This is a genomic window from Acinetobacter lwoffii (assembly GCF_024129435.1).
Classification (GTDB): domain Bacteria; phylum Pseudomonadota; class Gammaproteobacteria; order Pseudomonadales; family Moraxellaceae; genus Acinetobacter; species Acinetobacter lwoffii_F.
Genome location: NZ_JAMXXN010000014.1, coordinates 42,238 through 63,525, shown reverse-complemented (window position 1 = coordinate 63,525; position 21,288 = coordinate 42,238). Strand labels below are relative to the sequence as shown.

The window sequence follows — 21,288 nt, the reverse complement described above, 5'->3', positions numbered from 1 at the left end:
AAACAAAGCCAACATTTTTAATTTTTGATAAAAAAACAGCCCATTTTCTGGACTGTTTTCATCCTGGTTTAAATTTTCTAATGTGGAATCTTTGCCACAATTTCTGTAGTCGCTGTGCTTTTATTTTTAAATAGGTTCAGATGATTGAACAACAGGTTGAGTAAAATGGCCATTAAGCAGGTTGAGCTGATGCCTGAATGAAACAAGGTTTGCACCCATTTTGGAAAGTTGGCATAAAAGGAATGATCAATAATGGGAATCATGCCGGCTGCAATAGCCGTCGCAACAATGATAAGATTTTTTTGCTCGTTATAATCAATTTTAGCCAAGGTACGAATCCCGCTTGCAGCGACTGTTCCAAAAAGTACCAGACCTGCACCACCTAATACCGGTACAGGAATGGCAGCAATCAAACGTCCCATAATTGGCAGTAAACCCAGCACTACTAAAATCATGCCACCCGCAGCGACCACAAATCGGCTTTTAATTCCGGTAATCGCCACCAAGCCGACATTTTGCGCAAAAGCACTTTGCATAAATGAACCAAAAACCGGTGCCATCGCACTCGATAACATATCGGCACGCAAGCCATTCGAGATACGATCCGCATCCACTTTGGTACCTACAATCTCACCCACTGCAATGATATCTGCTGTGGTTTCGGTCATAATCACGAGAGTAACGATGAGCATGGAAATAATGGCTGTGAGCTCAAAAGTCGGTAGTCCAAAGGCGAAGAAGCTAGGTACCTGAATCCATGTCCCAGTCGCAACTTTAGAGAAATCACCAAAACCGAATAAATAGGCCAGTACTGAACCTAAAACAATTGCTAGAAGAATAGACAAGCGACGGATAGCGGCCTGTCGGCTCAAATTCAGGCAAATTACTAAAGCCAAGGTCATCAATGCCAGACCAATATTCTCGACACTTCCCCATTCTGGTGCCTTGGGATTGCCGCCCATCATCCAGCGGACTGCCACCGGCAATAAAGACAAACCAATGATAGTAATGACGCAACCGGTCACGACTGGTGGAAAGAAACGGATAATTTTGGAAAAATAAGGTGCGAGGAAAAAACCGATCAATGATGCGACAATGACTGCACCGTAGACGGCTTGCAAACCACCGCCTGTAGTCACAATCGCCACCATCGTTGCGACACCGGCAAAAGAAACCCCTTGCACCAAAGGTAGTTTTGCACCGATATATTTCACCCCAACGGTTTGCAAAATTGTGGCTAAACCACCGACAAATAGCGCCGCCGCAATCAATAATCCAATTTGATAAGCTTCTAGGCCGGCTGCTGTTCCCACGATTAAAGGTGGTGCAATAATTCCACCATACATGGTCAGTACGTGTTGCAAACCATAAGCTGCACTTTTCCCCGCACCTAAATATTCATGTTCAGGTGATATTGTTTTACTTTGTTCTGTCATTTTTCTCACCCTCAAAGTCTAAATATAAAATCAGCTTCCGCGATATGTGGAGTACGCGAATGGGCTGATCAGTAAAGGAATATGAAAATGCTGGAATGCATCTTTCACATAAAAATGAATAACTGCTTTAGGAAAAAAAGTTTCTAAACCCAAACCTTCAAAATAAGCAGATGTAAAAAACTCAAGACTATAGATACCTGTTTTTAAATCGACTATGCCAAAATCACTGACGCGGCCGTCTGTATTGGTTTTTGTCTCAGCAAGCAAGCGACCGTCTTCAGCAAAAAGTCGTACCACCACGTCTGTCGCAGGTTTTCCCAGATGTGTATCTAAAATATGCGTGCTAATCATGCATGAAGCTCCTGAGCCAGTCGTGACAAGGCAATTTCTGCCAGTTGATGATGGACAATACGTTTCTCAATCTCTGGATCATTTAGCAAACGATAGTTCAGGGCTTGAAGGACGTCTTCACTGCTCAATCCAGCAGCTTTGATCAGAAAGATAAACCCATATTTTTTTTCATAGGCAAGATTGCCTTTAAGCAGCGCGAGCTGGGTATCGTCATCTGCTGTAATGCCGGATTGCTCACGATGGGAAAAGTCTTTTTCTATTTCACTTAATTCAGCCTGTGCCTGTTTTTCACCTATACGGGGATGATTATCCAGCGCAGTTTTAATTTCATCCCAACTCCAGGTCGCCGCCTGTTGGTTCGCTGCACTCAAAACATCCTCAAGCGATGCATAAGGACGTTTTGTGGCAAGCTCGGTCGACCAGCTGGGTATTTGCACACAGTGCTTTAAAAAGATCATCGCATCTTCTGCTGATGCTTGATTAAATTCAACAAGTTGCACTATTCAATCGCCTGTTTATATTGCTTGGTTATTTAAAACTGGTTTTGCAATAACAGTGCCAAAGCTGATGTGTTTGTTATTTTTATAAAGTACATGACTCAAAAAAGAGCATCTAAACTGATCTTTTCCAATATATTTTATGATTATGGCGCATGATGGTTATACCAGTGCTCGGCAATATCCCCACGACGGCAAATCCAGACCTTGTCATGATTTTGAATGTAGTCCAGGAACTTTTGTAGAGCTTTAAAACGTCCCGGCCGTCCTAAAATACGGCAGTGCATGCCAATCGACAGCATTTTTGGCGCAGTTTCGCCTTCGGCATAGAGCACATCAAAAGCATCTTTGAGATATTGATAAAACTGTTCCCCGCTATTAAACCCGCCCGGTGAACTGAATTTCATGTCATTGCTATCCAGGCTATAAGGAATAATCAAATGCGGACGTGTTTCCCCTGCCTGATTGGTCAAGGTGCTCCAAAATGGCAAGTCATCTCCATAGTAATCAGCGTCATATTTGATGTGAGGAAATTCAGCCAGAAGTTGACGGGTGTTTGGACTGTCCCGACCGGTATACCACCCAATAGGCGCTTCACCAAACAGGCTTTCCAGAACACTGATCGCCTGATCCATATACTGACGTTCAAGTTCAAGCGGCATGTCCTGATAATGTAGCCAGCGCTGCCCATGTGAAACGACATCATAATGGGCTGATTTAATCGCCTCGACCACATAAGGATTACGTATTAAGGCCATGCCGACTCCAAAGATGGTCATCGGCAAACCACGTTTCTGGAACTCCTGATGAATGCGCCAGAAGCCTGCACGTGAACCATATTCGTACATCGAATCCATCGACATATGTTTATCTGGAAAGCTGGCAGCACCAATGATTTCAGATAAAAACTTTTCTGATCCTGTATCACCATGTTCAATGTGGTTTTCACCACCTTCTTCATAATTCAGTACAAACTGTACCGCGACACGCGCGCCGTTTGGCCATTGCACTTTTGGTGGTTCACCATGATAGCCAATCAGGTCACGCGAATAAGGTGCACTGCGAATGCTGTCAATAAGTTCTTGTCCGCGTAAGTAGCTAGTCGTCACATCAATTCCTTGTCGATTCTGAGTAAATGATCAATTTTCTATACGCGTGATAAGCAATTTATGCGCCAAACTAGAGCATTGAAACTGAGAGCACGCTTTTTAAAAAAATATTTTCAGCGAAATTTAAGCTTAGAAATATCCCATCTCAATATTTGCGTGGTTGAATATAAAAAACCTAGAAAGATGCTTATTTGTTTTCAATCGCCGGTCAGTGTTCTGATTTACGCAATCCTATGTCCTATTAATTGAAATTTCATAGAACACCTTGCTGTTTTATAGTCCAGCTAAAGGTCATGACACAGAACCCATTATGAATACAAATATCGCCGCTTTTAGTCCCGACTTACCCGTCCATATGACATTCGAGGAACATGACTGGCATCTTTTGGCTCAGTACTGGTATCCGATTGCACTTGCGCGTGATATTACAGATCAGCCAACAAGTAGCATGCTGCTTGATATGCCTCTGGTGATTTATAAAATGAACGATAAACTGGTGGTGGCGAAAGATGCATGTCCGCATCGCGGTGTACCTTTAAGCTTGGGAAAAAATGACGGCCAAGGCGTGGTGTGTCGTTATCACGGTTTACGCTTTGGCAATGAAGGTAAATGCAACCGTATTCCTGCACATCCTCAGCATAAAATATCGGAACGTTTCCATTTGAAAACTTATGCTGCGGTAGAAAAGTATGGTCTGATCTGGTGTTCATTAAGCGCTACAAAAGATGCAGAACCTCATATTCCTAACATGCCTTTTTGGGATGATGCTGAGTATCAGCAACTGGTCTGCCCTCAGATAGACATTCAATGTTTTGCAGGAAGACAGCTCGAAGGTTTTATTGATGTGGCTCATTTTGCCTGGGTGCATCCAGACACTTTTGGCGATCCGGAGGATGTAGAAGTTCCTGATTACAGTACGACAGAAACGGAGGTCGGTTTTAATGCAGATTACATCAGCAGTGTAGGACGTTATCCGATCGGAATCGAGCAGCGTGGCCAGGAAGATTTTAAATGGTTACGTCATTTCGAAGTGAGCCTACCCTTTACTGCAACACTTACGATTCATTTTCCGAATGATGCCAAGCAGGTCATCATGAATGCGGCTTCACCCATGACTGCGCGTTCAACACGACTTTTTGCACCTATTTGCCGCAATTATGATAAAGATTTACCGGTTGAAGATGCCTACGCATTTAATCTGAAAATTTTCGAGGAAGATCGTTTAATTGTAGAAAATCAGAAACCTGAATATTTACCTTTGGACTTATCTTTAGAAGCGCATTTTCCGGCAGATCGAAGCTCGAGTATGTACCGAAAATTACTACGTAAACGGGGATTTAGTCCTTTATTTGCTGCTTAAAATTTTATTCAAAAGAAAGATTCATAATAAATAACCAGGGTTAGAGCTTCTCTGATATTTAAAAATTAATTGGGTTATATATTGATTTCTATGAGGATACATCTTGTTATATAGCCTCATAAGCCTTGTATTCTGGTGAAGATAAGGCCTTTTAGAACGATAAAGAACTTTAAGAAGATAAAATTAGTTTTTTATTAAAATAGGTATATAATAAATAAAATCACTTTACTTTACTATTTTAATAAAATTATGGATCAATATTGCACACTGCAGATTTATCAGGAAGATGAATGGCTGGATTGCGCTATTGTTGAGATTGTCGGTCAACAACAAACTGGATGGCAAGCAGCCACGCGCACATCATATCTATTTGAATATGCTATTTCTTATATGAACCTAAGCGATGGGCATGCGCTAGCCTATCATTTACCGGTAAATGTGCAAAATACATTGCAATCTACCTGGCCGGCCTTCCTGATGGATTTGTTACCTCAAGGTTATGGTCGTAAAGAATTACTCCGTCAGCTTAATTTTTCTGAAAATACTCAGGAACAAGCAGACTGGGCGCTTTTAAAAGCAGGTGCAGGCAATCCGATAGGTAACTTACGGGTGAAAGAGGCTTATGAATGGCTACAGGGGCAATTCCCTGTTCAGCAGAATCATGGCTTTAGTCTGGACCAAGTCGTAGAACGTCAAGAAAAATTTATTGAATCCTTAGCCTCTTATGGACTTTTTATTGCCGGTTCTTCTGGTATTCAGGGCGAGTGGCCAAAATTACTGTTAACTCAAGGTCACGATGACCTGTTCTATCTGGATCACACGCTGACAGATCATCAGGTCAAGCAGCATTGGCTGGTGAAATTCAGCCGTGGCAGTGATCAGAATTTAGATAAAATTTTGATGCACGAAGCCTTATATATGAAAATTGCCCAGTATCTGGGACTTCGTGTTCATCAGGAACTGGAACTGCATGGCAAGACTTTATTCATTCCCCGATTCGACCGTAAGATCATCGATGGGAAGGTTGAAAGAATTGCCCAGGAAAGTATTGCTTCTCTGGGGGGGAAAGCCGGTTTTGGGGTAAGAATGATCCATAACCAGATCTGTAGCCTGTTGATGCAATGCTGTACTGAACCAAAACAGGAAATCTTTGAATATTTGAAGCGTGATCTTGCCAATGTCGCTTTAGGCAATAAAGACAATCATACCCGTAATACAGCGATTCAACGTTTCAATAATGGAATCATTCAACTAACCCCATTATTTGATTTTGCGCCGATGTGGCTCCATCCAGATGGTATTGCCCGAACTACACGTTGGGAGCGAGATGATCATGGTGGCATGCCAATTTGGCATTCAGTCATTGAACAGATCGCCGAAAGCACGATGATTGATCCACAAGAAATCAAAGCGGTATTAATCGAACAATTACCACTTTATCAGGGGTTACTCGAGCACATGCAACATCTGCAATTGGCACCTGAAATTCTGGAAAATAGCCAGTATCGAATTGATAATATTTGCCAACAATTGGAGGAGCTGAATTATGGATAAACGCTTCAAGCCACTGACTCCGATTCAACAGATGCAAAAGAGATTGTCTGTACTTGAAACCGTCAGTAACAATCCTGACTGGCCTTTTCATCAGGTTGCTCGCTTCATTCGTACCGAGTTGCACCTCACACTCAACGATATGGCTAAAATTACCAAGATTGCTCCCCAGACTCTACAGAAAATGGAACAACCTGAAGGCAATCCAACACTCAAGTCTATGCAGAAATTACTGGATGCTTTTGGTTTAAAGTTAGAAATCAGGGTTAAATCCTGATGATAATCTGATGCTTTAATTGATATTTAGGGGAATTTTAGAGAAGAAGAATGACTTAACAACTGAAAATATGCCCTCCTCCAATCTGTTTATTGAGTCCTTGCTCCATCGCAGGAATCCCGGTTTAAATTAAACACGGGATTCACTGGAGGCTGATATTTTCTCATCAGTTTTTTAATGAATAAGTTTACTTTTTAAACATCATTATGAAGAAATATCAACACAGAGATATTTCATTTCAAGGTATTCATCCATACCGAATTTAGACCCTTCACGGCCTAACCCTGATTGCTTGACTCCACCAAATGGCGCAACTTCATTAGAGATGGCTCCGGTATTAATTCCCACCATGCCGTATTCTAAGGCTTCGCCTACACGCCACTGACGTGCTGTACTTTGGGTAAATACATACGTGGCCAGACCGAATTCTGTATCGTTCGCCATCTGAATCGCTTCTTCTTCAGTCTTGAAGCGGAATAACGGCGCCAACGGTCCAAAAGTTTCTTCTTTTGCTATACGCATCTGCTGGGTAACTTCAGTCAAAAGCGTAGGTTCGAAGAATGTACCGCCCAGATTTGAACGCTGTCCACCGGTTTTCACCTGTGCACCTTTGCTCAATGCATCGGCAATATGTGACTGCACTTTTTCAATCGCAGCCTCATCAATTAATGGACCCTGAGTAGAGGCTTCATCACGGCCATCACCCACTTTCAGCTTGGCAACGGCAGCCACCAGTTTTTCTACCATTGCATCATAAATACCATCTTGTACATAAATCCGGTTCGCACAAACACAGGTCTGTCCACTGTTCCGGAATTTACTGGCCATGATGCCCTGTACAGCCTGTTCAATATTGGCGTCATCAAAAACCAGAACCGGTGCATTGCCACCAAGTTCTAAAGACAGTTTTTTGATGGTGGGCGCACACTGCTGCATCAGGATACGGCCGACTTGAGTCGAACCGGTAAAGCTTAACTTTTTCACGGTTTCGCTTTCACATAAGACCTGCCCCACTTCAACTGCATCACCACTGACATGCAGCAATACATCTTGTGGTAAACCTGCGCGCAAGGCCAAAACCTCAAGCGCATAGGCGGTTAAAGGCGTTTGTTCAGCTGGTTTAACCAGCATGGAACAGCCAGCAGCCAGAGCTGGCGCGGCTTTACGGGTAATCATCGCCGCCGGAAAATTCCACGGTGTGATCGCAGCTGTTACCCCAATCGCCTGTTTAATGACCAATAAACGTTGATGGGCAAGCGTTGGCGTCAACACGTCACCATCAATACGGCGCGCCTGCTCGGCAAACCAGCGGATAAAGGAAGCGGCATAACCAATTTCACCACGCGCCTCAGCCAGTGGCTTACCCTGTTCAGCAGTCAGAATCTGAGCCAAAGATTCTTTATGTTCCTGCATCAGATTGAACCAGGCCCAAAGCACATCCGCACGTTCGAGGGCTGTCTTGGTTTTCCAGGCTTTTTGGGCTTGCTGAGAACGAGCTATCAGCTGTTCTACAGATGTCCGGTCATGGGATTTTACCCAGGCCAAAGTGGCTTGGGTTGCTGCATCGTTGACTTCAATATATTCACCCGTGGCAGGCTGATCGAAGCTGATATCAGGATGCTGTAATAAATCTCTATATTGCGCTTGAAGCATGATCATTACTCTTTCATTAGGCTGCAACAGACATTGCAAACCCTTGTTTCAAGATAGCCAATCCCGCACGGAACTGTTCTGCCGGAATCGTGAGCGGGTATAGGAAACGGATTACATTACCATAACGACCGCAGGTCAGGATTAACAGACCATTTTGCATGGCATGGTTTTGTACAGCTTTTGCCTGTTCCGCAGTTTCCAGCTCAACCGCCACCATTGAGCCCAGTGCACGAATATCTTTGACCATGCTAGAAGACATTTTCAGTTCATGTAAAACATCAACCAGTTCTGCGCCTAGATCATTCGCTCTTTCACAAAGACCTTCTTCTTCAATGATATCCAGTACCGCATGGGCAGCCGCAACAGCAACCGGGTTACCTGCATAAGTGCCTCCCAATCCACCCGGATTTGGTGCATCCATCACTTCAGCACGACCTACAACACCTGAGATCGGGAAACCGCCACCCAGACTTTTTGCCATAGTGATCAGATCTGGCTTGGTCTCATAATAATCCATCGCAAACAGTTTACCTGTACGCGCAAAACCAGACTGTACTTCATCAGCAATCAGTAAAATGCCGTTTTGATCGCATAATACACGCAAGCGTTTCAGGAATTCTGCTGGCACCACATTAAAACCGCCTTCGCCTTGTACAGGTTCAAGCACAATTGCTGCTACGTCATGCGCAGCAATATCTTCTGCGAAAATGTCTTCGATGCTTTGCATTGCATCATCTACGCTAATGCCTTTGGATTCCACCGGGTAACGGGCATGGAAAACACCACCAGGCATCACCCCAAAGTCGCGTTTATAAGGTGCAGTTTTACCGGTCATAGCCATCGTCATAAATGAACGGCCATGAAAACCATTACCAAAAGTCACAATGCCATGACGGCCAGTATGGGCACGGGCAATTTTAACTGCATTTTCGACAGCTTCAGCACCAGTCGAAAAGAATGAGGTTTTTGCAGCACCTTGGATGGGAGCGCGTGCATTGATACGTTCTGCCAGAGCAACGTAACTCTCGTATGGTACAACCTGATAAGCCGTATGGGTAAATTTGGTTAATTGTTCAGTGACCGCAGCAATAATTTTAGGGTGACGATGGCCAGTATTCAGTACGGCGATTCCGCCCGCAAAGTCAATATATTGATTGCCTTCTGCATCCCAGATGGTCGAGTTTTCTGCTTTCTCTGCGTACCATTGACACATGACCCCAACACCACGTGGTGTTGCCTGCTGTTTACGTGCATTCAGTGCTGAGTGTTTACTGTCCATTTTGTATCCTCATTCTTGATTCATACGTTGTAAATTTTGCTATCCGGATCTTGGGATAGAAATTTGCCAAAGACTGGCTGATATGGTTCATTTTGCGCTTTTATATGTATGAGACGAGAGCCACTTTGCAGCAGATGGAAGGAGCCAATTGGCCTAGTTGAAATGAGTAAAAGAGTCAAAATATAAAATTATTTTATTTATAAACAAATATTTATAATTTTAATAAAAATTGGCTCCTTTTTAAATAAAGAAGCCAATTTAAAAATCCATTGCAAAAATTTAGGATAGGTCATCATGGATTAAATCCATTCATTTTTATGGATTAATCCATCTTGCAAAAACTTCGCTTAACCCGGATAGATGCCGCGTTCCTGACGCGCCATTAAAATCCGCTCACAGGCCAGAATATAAGCGGCTGTACGCAAAGAACATCCGGCCTGGACTGATTTTTGCCATACATCCTGTACCGCATTTTTCATGCTGGCATCCATACGCTGATTAATCTCTTCCTCGGTCCAGAAATAACTGGCCAAATCCTGAACCCATTCAAAATAGCTGACCGTCACGCCACCCGCATTGCAGATTACATCTGGCACCACGGTAATATGACGCTCACTCAGAATTTCATCCGATTCAGTCAAAGTGGGACCATTGGCACCTTCCAGAATCATTTTGGTCTGAATATTTTGCGCGACCTGAGTATTAATCACACCTTCCAGCGCTGCCGGAATAAAGACGTCGGCAGGAATGGTCCAGAAAGCTGATGCAGAAATTTCATCGCTGGTAGAAAATCCCTGAATTTTATGGTGGGCATTTGAGTATTCAAGCAGCTTTTTAATATCAATCCCCTCTTTCTGATACAGGGTGGCAGAATGGTCCTGAACACAGATCACTTTGCTGCCATTTTCCTGGAAAAGCAGCGCAGCTTCACTGCCCACATTACCGAAACCCTGTACACAAACCCGAGCATTTTTTAAATCCAGACCGATTTGCTGGGCAACTTCACGACCGCTAATAAATACGCCGCGACCTGTAGCTTTACTGCGGCCTAAAGACCCCCCTAAATGAACCGGCTTTCCGGTCACTACACCAGTAATCGTAGAACCCGCATTCATGGAAAACGTATCCATCATCCAGGCCATGATTTGCGGATTGGTTCCAACATCCGGCGCCGGAATATCTTTTTGCGGTCCAATAATTAAATTGATTTCTGCCGTATAACGTCGGGTCAAGCGTTCCAGTTCGCGCTTGGAAAGCTGGCTCGGATCAACTCGCACACCGCCTTTGGCACCGCCAAAAGGTAAATTTAGAGCAGCACATTTGATCGTCATCCAGGCCGACAGAGCCATCACCTCATCTAAATTGACATCTGGATGAAAACGCACGCCGCCTTTGCCTGGACCGCGAGTTAAATTGTGCTGAACACGATAGCCTTCAAAATGCTGAACCGTACCATCATCCATGATGACCGGAACATCGACAATCAAACTGCGCTTTGGGCGTCGCAGCATGTCCAGTCGTTCACTCAGCTCACCCAGATAAGGCGCTACTTTATCCAGTTGCTTAAGATAATTGTTCCAGGCCGTTGTACCTTGCTCGGTATAGGTCAATCCTTTCATCATCATGTTCATTCTATGATCCTTTTGTTATATGCAGTCGTATGTCCTGGCGGCTGCAACACATCTCTATTCGGCTGTTATGGCAATCATTGCTTGATTCAGGTCTTAGTTCAGCGAGCTCCAAACAAAATCAGTGTCTAGATTTTCCGCTTTAGTTTTAATCGGTATCTGTGTATATTGCCTGCCCGCCTGTATGCTCGCATTCAAGCCGCAGGTACATGATCAAAACGCATACAAGACACTTTACAATGACTGCCTGATCAGACTATTTTGCACCTAGCAATACCGCTCTCACGAGAGCCATTTCAAATTTGTAGGAGAGAGCCAATTGCGTAGCTTGCTTGGAGATTATTTACTGCAGCGATTGCAGCAAGATGTCACAGGAACATTACAGATGCGCCTGTTCCGCTGCTTGCGTAACGCGATTATTGATAGCGTATTGGCTCCCAAAACCCGCTTGCCTGCATCACGTGATCTGGCTAAAGAGATTCAGGTATCGCGTAATACGGTGTTAAATGCCTATGAACAATTACAGGCACAGGGTTATGTTGATGCCCGTACCGGTCAAGGCACCTGGGTAGTAGAGAAATTACCTGAGTCCTTTTTGGTGAAGGTAGAACAGAATTCTCCTGCCGTTGCAGAAAAAAAAGCACAGCAAAATTACAATCTGTCGCAACGCGGTTCCTACTTGCTCGGCTATTCCGCGGCCTCGCCTTATCAATGGGGAGCCTTTGTACCGGGCGCACCCGATGTAACCGAATTTCCGCATCATATTTTCAGCAAAATCCAAACGCGTTTGAGCCGTGAACCTCAAGTTAATAACCTGATTTACAGCAATGCCGGTGGCTCCCTGGAACTGCGTCAGGAGCTGGCGGAATATCTGAAAATTGCCCGTTCAGTGCAGTGCGATGCTGATCAGATCATTATTACCGAAGGCACCCATCAGGCGATTGATCTGGTCTCGCGTACTTTAAGCGACATTGGTGACGAAGTCTGGATCGAAGATCCGGCCTATTGGGGCGCGCGTAATATTTTACGAATTAATGGCGTCAATCTGCGTTCCTTACCGGTCGATCAGGAAGGGATTATTCCCGATCTGCATCCTAAAAAACCGCCTAAGCTGATTTTTGTGACGCCTTCTCATCAATATCCCTTAGGTTCACACTTAAGTTTGGAACGGCGCAAACAGTTAATTGCACTCGCACGCCAGCATAATAGCTGGATTGTTGAAGATGACTATGACAGCGAGTTCCGGTTCTCGGGCCAGCCTTATCCTTCTTTACAAGGTTTGGAGCCGGATTCTCCAGTGATTTATATGGGGACGTTCAGTAAGACCATTTATCCAGCCCTGCGCATTGGCTATTTAGTGGTACCAAAACAACTGTTTTCTTCGTTGCGAATTGTAGCCTCGGAACTTTATCGCGGTGGTCACTTAATCGATCAGCAAACACTGGCTGAATTTATCCGTGAAGGACATTATGAAGCGCATATCCGACGGATGCGTTTATTGTATGGCAAACGCCACGCTTTTTTAATTGACCTGATTCGCCGACATTTAGGTGAAGATTTTCTGCATGAATACAATACCGCCGCCGGTTTGCATCTGATTTTAAAATTGCCGAGCAGCAGTGATGATGTCTTGATTGCATCCAAAGCACTGGATCAGGGCATCAAGGTCAGAGCCTTGTCGCAATACTATACCAAACATTATTCCACCCGGCAGAAAGGATTATTACTGGGCTTTGCCTGTGTGAGTGAACAGGAAATTCTGGTGGCTTTCGGGATATTGTTAAAGTGCTTGCGCGAGCATGGGATCCGCACTTTAACTTAGTAAAAACTCAGGGATCAATACAATTATATTTTTAAAATCAAAAAGCTTTTAATTTATTTTTAAAGGGAACGTAAACCTGCTTTTAGCCTGATATTTTAGGTAAGCTTTATTTTTCTGTAAATATTGCCTGCTTATATTTTTTATCTCTTAAGCCAATTGGCTCCTTTGAATTGCTCAAAAATGGCTCTCGTCACTTTACAACAAAAAAGAGAAATTAACCGCATACATGAACAGCATGTAACCGTACTTTAATCAAAGTGTGATCCTGTCTATAGGGCTACAAGGATTCATTTTATTAAGATTAACTTAATATTGGTCAAGCACTGATGAATTCGGTTACAGTTTCAAAGGATAAGATAGCGTAAGCCAAATAAGGAATTTTATTGCCGCTACGCTATTGATATTAAGGGAAATTATATGGCAGAACATCAACATTTCTCCAATTCCGAATCATCAAACGGCTTAAAAAACGGACTTAAATCACGCCATCTCACCATGATTTCAATTGCCGGTGTCATTGGTGGAGCACTCTTTGTCGGCTCCGGTAATGTCATCTATTCTGCAGGACCGGCTGCACTCATTGCCTATACTCTAGGTGGAATATTAGTTTTACTCATCATGCGTATGCTGGGAGAAATGGCGGTACTGAATCCCGACAGTGGTTCATTTTCAACCTATGCGGATCGTGGAATCGGGCGCTGGGCTGGATTTTCTATCGGCTGGTTATACTGGTCTTTCTGGACGTTGCTCATGGGCTGGGAAGCCTTTGTTGCCGGGAAAATCCTAAATAGCTGGTTTCCATTTATCCCGATCTGGGGCTATATGCTTCTGGTCACTGTAGCACTGGTCTGGATTAATCTCCGTGACGTAAAAAACTTTGGTGAATTCGAGTTCTGGTTTGCCCTGATCAAAGTTATTGCCATTGTACTGTTTCTGGTGTTTGGTAGTTTGGCCGTGATGCACCTGTGGCCTTGGGGCGATGCCTCTATGCTCGGTGGTACAACTCATCTAACCGCTCAAGGCTTTATGCCTAATGGGTTTTCATCGGTGATCACGGCCTTATTGGGTGTAATGTTTGCTTATATGGGAGCAGAGATTGTCACCGTAGCAGCAGCTGAAACCAAAGATCCAGCCAAGGAAATTCGTAAGGCCGCTAATTCAATTGTATGGCGTATCATTTTATTCTATGTCGGTTCAATGCTAATTACGGTTTGCCTGATTCCACACAATAATCCTTTATTGAAAGATCCGACCTGGGGTACGTATAGCGTAGCGCTTACTGCACTCGGTATTCCAGAAGCACGCCATATTGTTAATTTTGTCGTGCTCACCTCGGTATGTAGCTGCTTTAACTCCGCACTTTATACCTGTTCACGCATGGTCTATTCCCTCTCGAAACGTGGAGATGCACCAAAGAGTTTCGGTTTAACCAACCGCAATAACAGCCCATGGGTAGGTGTCATCTTTTCAAGCCTGTTTTCTTTCGTGGCGATTTATCTGACTGCCACCGAAAGTATGAATATTTATGATGTCTTGATGTTAGCGACTGGTACCGTATCTTTATATGTCTATCTTGCTATTGCCATTTCTCAGCTTAAGTTACGTAAAAAACTGGAAGCTGAAGGACAAAATATTCCATTCAAGATGTGGTTATTCCCATGGCTCACTTATCTGGTCATTATCTTTATTGTCGGCGCTTTAATTACCATGATTATTGAAGGAACCTATTTTAAAGAAGTGGTTTATACCAGTGTGCTTGCATTATTTATTGTGGGCTTAGGCATCTGTGCACAAAAGTTTAACTGGGGTAAAGCCTCAGCCAAAAAGGAAAAGGCAGCACAGGCCAGAATTAATTTAAGTGATAATCTTTAATTTATTTCTATAGAAATTTTTTAAACACATCAGAATGAATAAATAAATGGAGAGTTAGCAAGCTCTCCATTTTTCTTATATATTTCCAGAAAGAGATGCTTATGTATGTCTAGATTTTAAATCTCCGTTGATACCTCACCTTTCCTAATCAAATTTCACCTTTCAAGACCACCTCAGCTATCAAAGTGTAGCCAGAAGCTGTTTCATCAGCTTTTTCTGTTCTGGTTGCTCAACCTGATCCGTTTCAACGAATAATTGATAAATCTCGAATACATTCTGTTATGAAATGTTGAGTCCAGCCTCATTTTGCCCAAAAGCTTCTAATATATTTTTTCTTATATGGCCACAATCATTGGAATTGGAAAAGATATGAATCATTATCCTGAAACCCCAGCTTCAACTGAAACACAAGACCATCAACCGGGTGTGCAAACCAAAATGGACCCTGCACCGGAAATTATTAAACCGCATTATAAAGGCAGTGAAAAATTAAAAGGCAAAGTTGCCTTGATTACCGGTGGTGATAGCGGGATTGGCCGTTCTGTATCGGTCTTATTTGCCCGCGAAGGTGCAGATATCGCCATTTGCTATCTGGATGAAGATCAGGATGCACGGGACACCAAAAAAATGGTGGAAGATGAAGGCCGCTGTTGTCTGCTGATTCAATGTGATTTACAAGATCAAGATGAAATCAAGAAAATGGTGGAAAAGACCCTTCAGGAATTTAAAACGATTAATATTCTGGTCAATAATGCCGGGGTTCAATACCCTCAAGAAAGTATTGCCGATATCTCGCCCGAGCAATTACTTAAAACATTTAATGTTAATATTCTGTCGATGTTCCACCTGACTCAGGCGGTGATTCCGCATATGCAAGAAGGTGACAGTATTATCAATACCACCAGTATCACCAGTTATCATGGACATGACCAGTTGATTGACTATGCAAGTACCAAAGGTGCCATCACCACATTTACCCGAAGCCTTTCCACCAATTTATTGAAAAATAAAACCGGCATTCGTGTCAATGGAGTCGCGCCAGGTCCAATCTGGACACCATTAATTCCAAGTAGTTTTGATGAAGAACAGCTCAAAGATTTTGGTAAAAGTACCCCAATGGGCCGCATGGGCCAGCCAAGTGAAGTAGCACCGGCGTATTTATTTCTGGCCAGTGAAGAAGCCAGCTATATTTCAGGTCAGGTGATTCATGTGAATGGCGGCAGTATTATTAACGGCTAATCAAGCAAAGAAGATGATGGTTCTAGATGACCGTTATCTTCATCTCCTTGATTTTAGGCCCATATATTTTTAAGAAATATTTTTAAAAATCAATGTATAAAACATTTTCTAGATTCTATTTTTCTTTTATAAAATAAGTCAAACAAATACTTACCTGCATAGAAACCAGCCCTTGTTATAGTAATTTAAGCCAAACCTGATGAGGATATTAAGATGCCTAGAGGTGACAAATTAGCCTATACCGATAAGCAAAAACGGCAGGCCGAACATATTGAAGAAAGCGAAAAAAACGTGTTCATTCTGAGGAAGAAGCCGAACGTATTGCCTGGTCGACGGTCAATAAACAAGACGGCGGTGGCAAGAAAAAGAAAACGTCCCACTAAATAGAATTCATGTCGATGAAAGTATGGGACAGATACAAAGACCCTCTATAATTAAATTATGGAGGGTCTTTTAGCATCAAGTTTAAGTGATATTTTCGATACGCTGCTGAGTCCATGCTGGCCAGATCTTTTGCAAGGTCTTTTCAAATTTTGCATTTTCGGTTCGCCATTGTGGATTTTTGTCCTTATCAATAATCAGCGCACGAACCCCTTCAATAAAATCGCCCTGCTCTAACCAGACATCCTGCAAGTCCCGTTCTAGCTGCATACATTTTTCTAGCGACAAATTCTGTCCGGCTTGCTGTAACTTCAGGCTGGTCTGTTTTGCCATCACCGGACGCTGCTGCAAGATCGTCAACATTTTCTTCGCCCAGTCCTGATCTGTGAGATCGATGGCATGTGCCAGACTCTGTTCAATCTCATCCAGGTTTGAATAGCCAAAATGCTGATTAATCAGATCTGCACGTTTTTGCAGCTCACTTTCCACCGGATGCGTAATATAACCACTGATAATTTTCTGGATTTCAATCGGATTTAATACAGGCGCTGCAGTCAATGCTGCTTCTAGTTCAGCAAAACGTTCACTCGGCACATGATAATCGACCAGATCCAGATACAGCGCATCACTGCTACTGATCTGCTCCCCGGTCAATGCCATATAGACACCAACTTCATCCAGTCGGGACAGAAAATGGGTCGCTCCAACATCCGGGAAAAATCCAATCGCAGTTTCTGGCATGGCAAAACGTGATTTTTCACTGGCGACTTTGATATGACAGGCTTGAGCGAGGCCAAAGCCTCCGCCCAGTACATAGCCATCCATCATCACGATCACGGCCTTTGGAAAATTACGCAAGGTGCTCAGCATCTTATATTCAGTGGCAAAAAAATCCTGATATTGGGTATTGCCGGCCTGATAGCTGTCATACAGATAGCGGATATCTCCTCCAGCACAAAACGCCTTGGGACTGTTGGAATTGATCAGGATGGCTTGTACTTCTGGATCATGGCACCATTGATCGAGTTGCGCCTGAATACCCTGAATCATCGGGAGGGTTAAGGCATTTAAATGGCTGGTGCGGTCCAGGCTGATAATGCCCAGACCCCCTGCGACCCGAATCGCTAAATTATTTTCATCACTCATTTTATTTTCCTATTTTTGTTTTATTGATGGGTAAATTTGGCTGGGCGTTTTTCTACAAAGGCCTGCATGCCTTCTTTTTGATCGGAACCGGCAAAAATCGAATGGAAAACCCGGCGTTCAAAGCGCAGGCCTTCAGCCAGGCTCACTTCAAAGGCCCGATTAATTGATTCTTTAATCATCATCACGGCAGTAAGCGACTTTTCAGCAATTTTCTCGGCAGCTTGCAGGGTTTGTTCCAGCAATTCTTCCTTGGCAAAAACCCGAGCGACCAAACCACTTTGTTCCGCTTCCTGCGCCCCCATCTGCCGTGCAGTCAGGCACATTTCCATGGCTTTGGCCTTACCAATCGCCAAGGTTAAACGCTGGGTCCCGCCAATGCCGGGCAACACGCCTAAGGTAACTTCAGGCAAACCAAATTTTGCATTATCAGCGCAGTAAATAAAGTCGCACATCAATGCCAGCTCGCAACCACCACCCAAGGCATAGCCGCTCACTGCGGCAATTAAAGGTTTACGACGCTGCGCAATTCGATCGGCCAGACTAAAAAAATCGTCCAGATAAATTTGCGGAAAATTCAGATCTGCCATTTCTTTAATATCGGCACCAGCGGCAAAGGCTTTTTCCGAACCGGCAATCACAATACAGCCAATTGCCGGATCTTTTTCCAGCTGATCCAGTGCCTGATTCACTTCAACAATCAGCTGGTTATTCAGTGCATTTAAAGCTTGCGGACGATTTAAAGTAATCAGCCCGACACCATTACGTTGTTCTAATAAAATTGTTTGCCACTGCATGAAATAAGTCCTTTTAAAATTAGAGGCTGCGTGCAATCACCAGGCGCTGAATATCGCTGGTGCCTTCATAAATCTGACAAATCCGCGCATCACGATAAATGCGTTCGATTGGAAAATCTTTAAGATAACCGTAGCCGCCAAAAATCTGCAGCGCTTTGGAACAGACCCGTTCTGCCATTTCTGAAGCAAATAGCTTGGCCATGGAGGCTTCGCTTAAACAGGCTTCACCGGCTTCTTTTTTGCGTGCTGCAAAATGCACCAGTTGCCGTGCCGCTTCAATTTCAGTCGCCATACTGGCCAGCCTGAACGAAATCGCCTGCTGTTCAAAAATCGGTTTGCCAAAAGCCACGCGGTCGTGCGCGTAAGCAGTGGCTTCTTCTAAAGCGGCACGCGCCAAACCAACCGCCTGTGCCGCAATACCTATCCGTCCGCCTTCCAGATTGGCCAAGGCGATTTTTAAACCTTCGCCTTCTGCACCGAGTCTTAAACTTTCATGAATGCGGACATCAGTTAGGGCAATCTGACAAGTATCCGAAGCATGCAGGCCGAGTTTTTCTTCCACCCGTATGACTTCATAGCCAGGTGTGTCTCGCGGCACTAAAAATGCACTCATGCCTTTTTTGCCCGCGTCTGGATCAGTCACGGCAAAGACAATAATCATCCCGGCATTGTGGCCTGAAGTAATAAACTGTTTGGCGCCATTCAGAATGTAATGATCGCCGTCCTTGACCGCCCGAGTTTTAATGGCAGCGGCATCCGATCCGGTATGCGGTTCGGTCAGCGCAAAGGCCCCAATCATTTCACCTTGCGCTAAAGGCTTTAAAAATTGCTGCTTTTGCTGTTCCGTGCCGAACTTGAAAATCGGCACACAACCCACCGAGTTATGTACGCTCATAATCGCGGATGTTGCGCCATCGGCCGCAGCGACTTCTTCTAAGGCCAAGACATAAGCCAGCGTGCCTGTGCCCGAGCCGCCCCATTCTTCCGGAATCAGCATGCCTAAAAAACCCAGCTCTCCCATTTGGACCAAGGCCTGTTTAGGAAAAATGCCTTTTTGATCCCACTCGCCGGCAAAGGGTTTAATCTGTTCCTGGGCAAAGCTTTTAGCCATATCCTGAATTAGTTTTTGCTCTTCCGTTAGTTGCATCGATGCTTCCTTCAATCTTCTTATTTAATCTATTGGCTTTATGAGTTTATGCAGTTTTGGATTGCTGTTTGTTGATTTCCTGATTGCGCAGTAAAAAGCGTTGAATTTTACCGCTTGGGGTTTTGGGCAATTCGGTCACAAATTCAATCAGGCGCGGATAGGCATGTGCAGACAAACGCTTTTTCACAAATTGACCCAGTTCTTCTTCCAGATGGGTCGAAGCTGCAAAATTATTCGCCAGAATTACAAAGGCTTTAATCACTTCAGTACGCTCGGGATCAGGCACACCAATGACTGCTGCTTCAATCACGGCATCATGTTCCAGCAAGGCACTTTCCACATCAAATGGGCCGACCCGATAACCTGACGTTGTAATGACATCATCACTACGCCCAACAAAGCTCATACTGCCATCTGCATGAATTTCTGCGGTATCCCCAGTTAAGTAATACTGTCCGACAAATGGAGATTTACGGCTTTCTTCATAGCCAGAGAACCACATCATTGGGGACTGGCTGATATCCACTGCCAAGATGCCCGGGACGTCAGCTGCTAATTCATGCCCCTGTTCATCGACAACGGCAATCCGGTAACCCGGGCTGGCAAAGCCTGCCGAACCTGAACGGACCGGATGTTCCAAGGCATGATGATTACACACCACCATCCCGACTTCGGTCTGGCCATAATGGTCATAAATCGGCACATCCAGTACCTCTTTAAACCAGCGGATCACTTCCGGATTTAACGGTTCTCCCGCACTGCTGACAACACGTAACTTACCGCGTAGTTTTGCCATTTGAGCAGGATCGGCTGCCATCATCATGCGGTAAGCGGTCGGTGCACCGGCCAGATTGGTAATGCCATATTCCTTAACAATTTCGCAGACACTTTCCGCATTAAAACCGCCTTCATAAAACAAGGTCGAGTGTCCAAGCATTAAGGGACCAGTAATCGCGTAATACAATCCGTAGGCCCAGCCGGGATCAGCAATATTCCAGAATGCATCTTCAGGAGTCAGACCAATGGCATTTTGCATATAGCTTGCAAAAGCAATCAGCGCTTTCAACGGGACTTTAAGTGGTTTCGCCAGTCCAGTGGTGCCCGAGGTAAACATCAATAAAAATGGATCATCAACATTCAGGATCTCCAGCTCACAAGCTTCAGCCTGACGGTTTAATACCGTCCAGAAGCTAAGATCGTACGGATAACGTTCCGCTTCGCTTTCGGCATGTACGGTGACGATCTTGGGACAATCGGCAAGATCGGATAATTTCTCTCGATTCGCCAGATCAGTCACCACCAGCTTGCTTTGCGCCAGCTGAATGCGATGTTCAATAGCTTTGGGCCCAAAGGCCGTAAATAAGGGTTGATAGACAGCACCAATCCGCCAGGTCGCTAAAATGGTAATGATCAGCTCTGGGGTACGTGGTAATAGTCCGGAAACACGATCACCTTTACCAATGCCTTGAGACTTTAGAAAGTTGGCAAACTGGCTGGAATATTTTTTGAGCTCGGCAAAGCTATATTGTTCTTTACGGCCATCTTTACCATGCCAGTACAAGGCAATGGCATCGGAATTGGCATGACGGTCACAGCATTCATAACAGGCATTTACTGCCTGCATTGAACCGGAGAGATACTGACTTGCAACCGCATCTAAATCAAAGTTTTGAACTGTTGTTTGATAATTTAACATGTTAAACCTCAGCCTGAATTTATCGTTATTACTGACAAGGTGTAATTATT

The 21,288-nt window shown here is 44.2% G+C and carries 17 protein-coding genes and 1 pseudogene; 7 read left to right on the top strand and 11 right to left on the bottom strand.

Annotated features, from left to right (window positions below):
• Window positions 1–77: 77 nt before the first annotated feature.
• From NI455_RS10315 to puuE, 4 genes are all read right to left on the bottom strand, one after another.
• The gene (locus NI455_RS10315) at window positions 78–1,436 is read right to left on the bottom strand and encodes a nucleobase:cation symporter-2 family protein (protein ID WP_213687251.1); all 1,359 of its coding nucleotides are present in this window, start codon (window positions 1,434–1,436) and stop codon (window positions 78–80) included.
• 30 nt (window positions 1,437–1,466) lie between these two features.
• On the bottom strand, window positions 1,467–1,787 hold the full coding sequence (gene uraH, locus NI455_RS10310) for a hydroxyisourate hydrolase (RefSeq protein WP_004280258.1): 321 nt from the start codon (window positions 1,785–1,787) through the stop codon (window positions 1,467–1,469).
• Entirely contained in the window at window positions 1,784–2,287 is a 504-nt protein-coding gene (uraD, locus tag NI455_RS10305; protein ID WP_253114016.1) for a 2-oxo-4-hydroxy-4-carboxy-5-ureidoimidazoline decarboxylase, read from the bottom strand. Before uraD ends, uraH begins: the two co-directional genes overlap by 4 nt.
• Before the next feature lie 143 nt (window positions 2,288–2,430).
• Window positions 2,431–3,393, bottom strand: coding sequence for an allantoinase PuuE (gene puuE / locus NI455_RS10300; RefSeq protein ID WP_253114015.1), 963 nt, complete (start codon window positions 3,391–3,393; stop codon window positions 2,431–2,433).
• A gap of 310 nt (window positions 3,394–3,703) precedes the next feature.
• Here puuE and NI455_RS10295 point away from each other — a divergent pair, with 310 nt between their 5' ends.
• The 3 genes from NI455_RS10295 to NI455_RS10285 all read left to right on the top strand — a co-directional run bounded on the left by NI455_RS10295 (window position 3,704) and on the right by NI455_RS10285 (window position 6,581).
• Window positions 3,704–4,753, top strand: coding sequence for a Rieske 2Fe-2S domain-containing protein (locus tag NI455_RS10295; RefSeq protein ID WP_243474368.1), 1,050 nt, complete (start codon window positions 3,704–3,706; stop codon window positions 4,751–4,753).
• A gap of 249 nt (window positions 4,754–5,002) precedes the next feature.
• Window positions 5,003–6,307: a type II toxin-antitoxin system HipA family toxin gene (locus tag NI455_RS10290; protein ID WP_253114014.1), complete on the top strand. Its 1,305-nt coding sequence runs from the start codon at window positions 5,003–5,005 to the stop codon at window positions 6,305–6,307.
• Window positions 6,300–6,581 (top strand): helix-turn-helix domain-containing protein, encoded by a 282-nt coding sequence (locus NI455_RS10285; protein ID WP_004280265.1) that lies wholly within the window; start codon window positions 6,300–6,302, stop codon window positions 6,579–6,581. The genes NI455_RS10290 and NI455_RS10285 overlap by 8 nt, the downstream gene beginning before the upstream one ends.
• Before the next feature lie 204 nt (window positions 6,582–6,785).
• On the opposite strand, the gene NI455_RS10280 is transcribed toward NI455_RS10285, so the two are convergent.
• The 3 genes from NI455_RS10280 to NI455_RS10270 form a co-directional block, all read right to left on the bottom strand.
• Window positions 6,786–8,234 carry an NAD-dependent succinate-semialdehyde dehydrogenase gene (locus tag NI455_RS10280; RefSeq protein ID WP_253114037.1) on the bottom strand — a complete coding sequence of 483 codons (1,449 nt, stop codon included), beginning with the start codon at window positions 8,232–8,234 and terminating at the stop codon, window positions 6,786–6,788.
• A gap of 16 nt (window positions 8,235–8,250) precedes the next feature.
• The gene (gabT, locus tag NI455_RS10275) at window positions 8,251–9,513 is read right to left on the bottom strand and encodes a 4-aminobutyrate--2-oxoglutarate transaminase (RefSeq protein ID WP_180087025.1); all 1,263 of its coding nucleotides are present in this window, start codon (window positions 9,511–9,513) and stop codon (window positions 8,251–8,253) included.
• A gap of 347 nt (window positions 9,514–9,860) precedes the next feature.
• Window positions 9,861–11,132: a Glu/Leu/Phe/Val family dehydrogenase gene (locus NI455_RS10270; RefSeq protein ID WP_253114035.1), complete on the bottom strand. Its 1,272-nt coding sequence runs from the start codon at window positions 11,130–11,132 to the stop codon at window positions 9,861–9,863.
• Window positions 11,133–11,460: 328 nt separating this feature from the next.
• Between NI455_RS10270 and pdxR the strand changes: the two genes are divergently transcribed.
• From pdxR to NI455_RS10250, 4 genes and pseudogenes are all read left to right on the top strand, one after another.
• Window positions 11,461–12,963: a MocR-like pyridoxine biosynthesis transcription factor PdxR gene (gene pdxR, locus NI455_RS10265; RefSeq protein WP_253114012.1), complete on the top strand. Its 1,503-nt coding sequence runs from the start codon at window positions 11,461–11,463 to the stop codon at window positions 12,961–12,963.
• 417 nt (window positions 12,964–13,380) lie between these two features.
• Window positions 13,381–14,835, top strand: a complete 1,455-nt coding sequence (locus NI455_RS10260) for an amino acid permease (RefSeq protein ID WP_004280273.1) — start codon at window positions 13,381–13,383, stop codon at window positions 14,833–14,835.
• A 369-nt stretch (window positions 14,836–15,204) separates the two neighbouring features.
• Window positions 15,205–16,074: an SDR family oxidoreductase gene (locus NI455_RS10255; protein WP_253101466.1), complete on the top strand. Its 870-nt coding sequence runs from the start codon at window positions 15,205–15,207 to the stop codon at window positions 16,072–16,074.
• A gap of 213 nt (window positions 16,075–16,287) precedes the next feature.
• Window positions 16,288–16,457 (top strand): annotated as a pseudogene (locus NI455_RS10250) (hypothetical protein).
• An 82-nt stretch (window positions 16,458–16,539) separates the two neighbouring features.
• Here the strand turns inward: NI455_RS10250 and NI455_RS10245 are convergent.
• The 4 genes from NI455_RS10245 to NI455_RS10230 are packed head-to-tail and all read right to left on the bottom strand — an operon-like array spanning window position 16,540 to window position 21,238.
• Window positions 16,540–17,601 (bottom strand): enoyl-CoA hydratase/isomerase family protein, encoded by a 1,062-nt coding sequence (locus NI455_RS10245; protein WP_253114010.1) that lies wholly within the window; start codon window positions 17,599–17,601, stop codon window positions 16,540–16,542.
• 20 nt (window positions 17,602–17,621) lie between these two features.
• Entirely contained in the window at window positions 17,622–18,395 is a 774-nt protein-coding gene (locus tag NI455_RS10240) for an enoyl-CoA hydratase (protein ID WP_174894412.1), read from the bottom strand.
• A 19-nt stretch (window positions 18,396–18,414) separates the two neighbouring features.
• Window positions 18,415–19,542, bottom strand: a complete 1,128-nt coding sequence (locus tag NI455_RS10235; protein ID WP_253114008.1) for an acyl-CoA dehydrogenase family protein — start codon at window positions 19,540–19,542, stop codon at window positions 18,415–18,417.
• Window positions 19,543–19,588: 46 nt separating this feature from the next.
• Window positions 19,589–21,238, bottom strand: coding sequence for an AMP-binding protein (locus tag NI455_RS10230; protein ID WP_253114006.1), 1,650 nt, complete (start codon window positions 21,236–21,238; stop codon window positions 19,589–19,591).
• Between the last annotated feature and the right edge of the window lie 50 nt (window positions 21,239–21,288).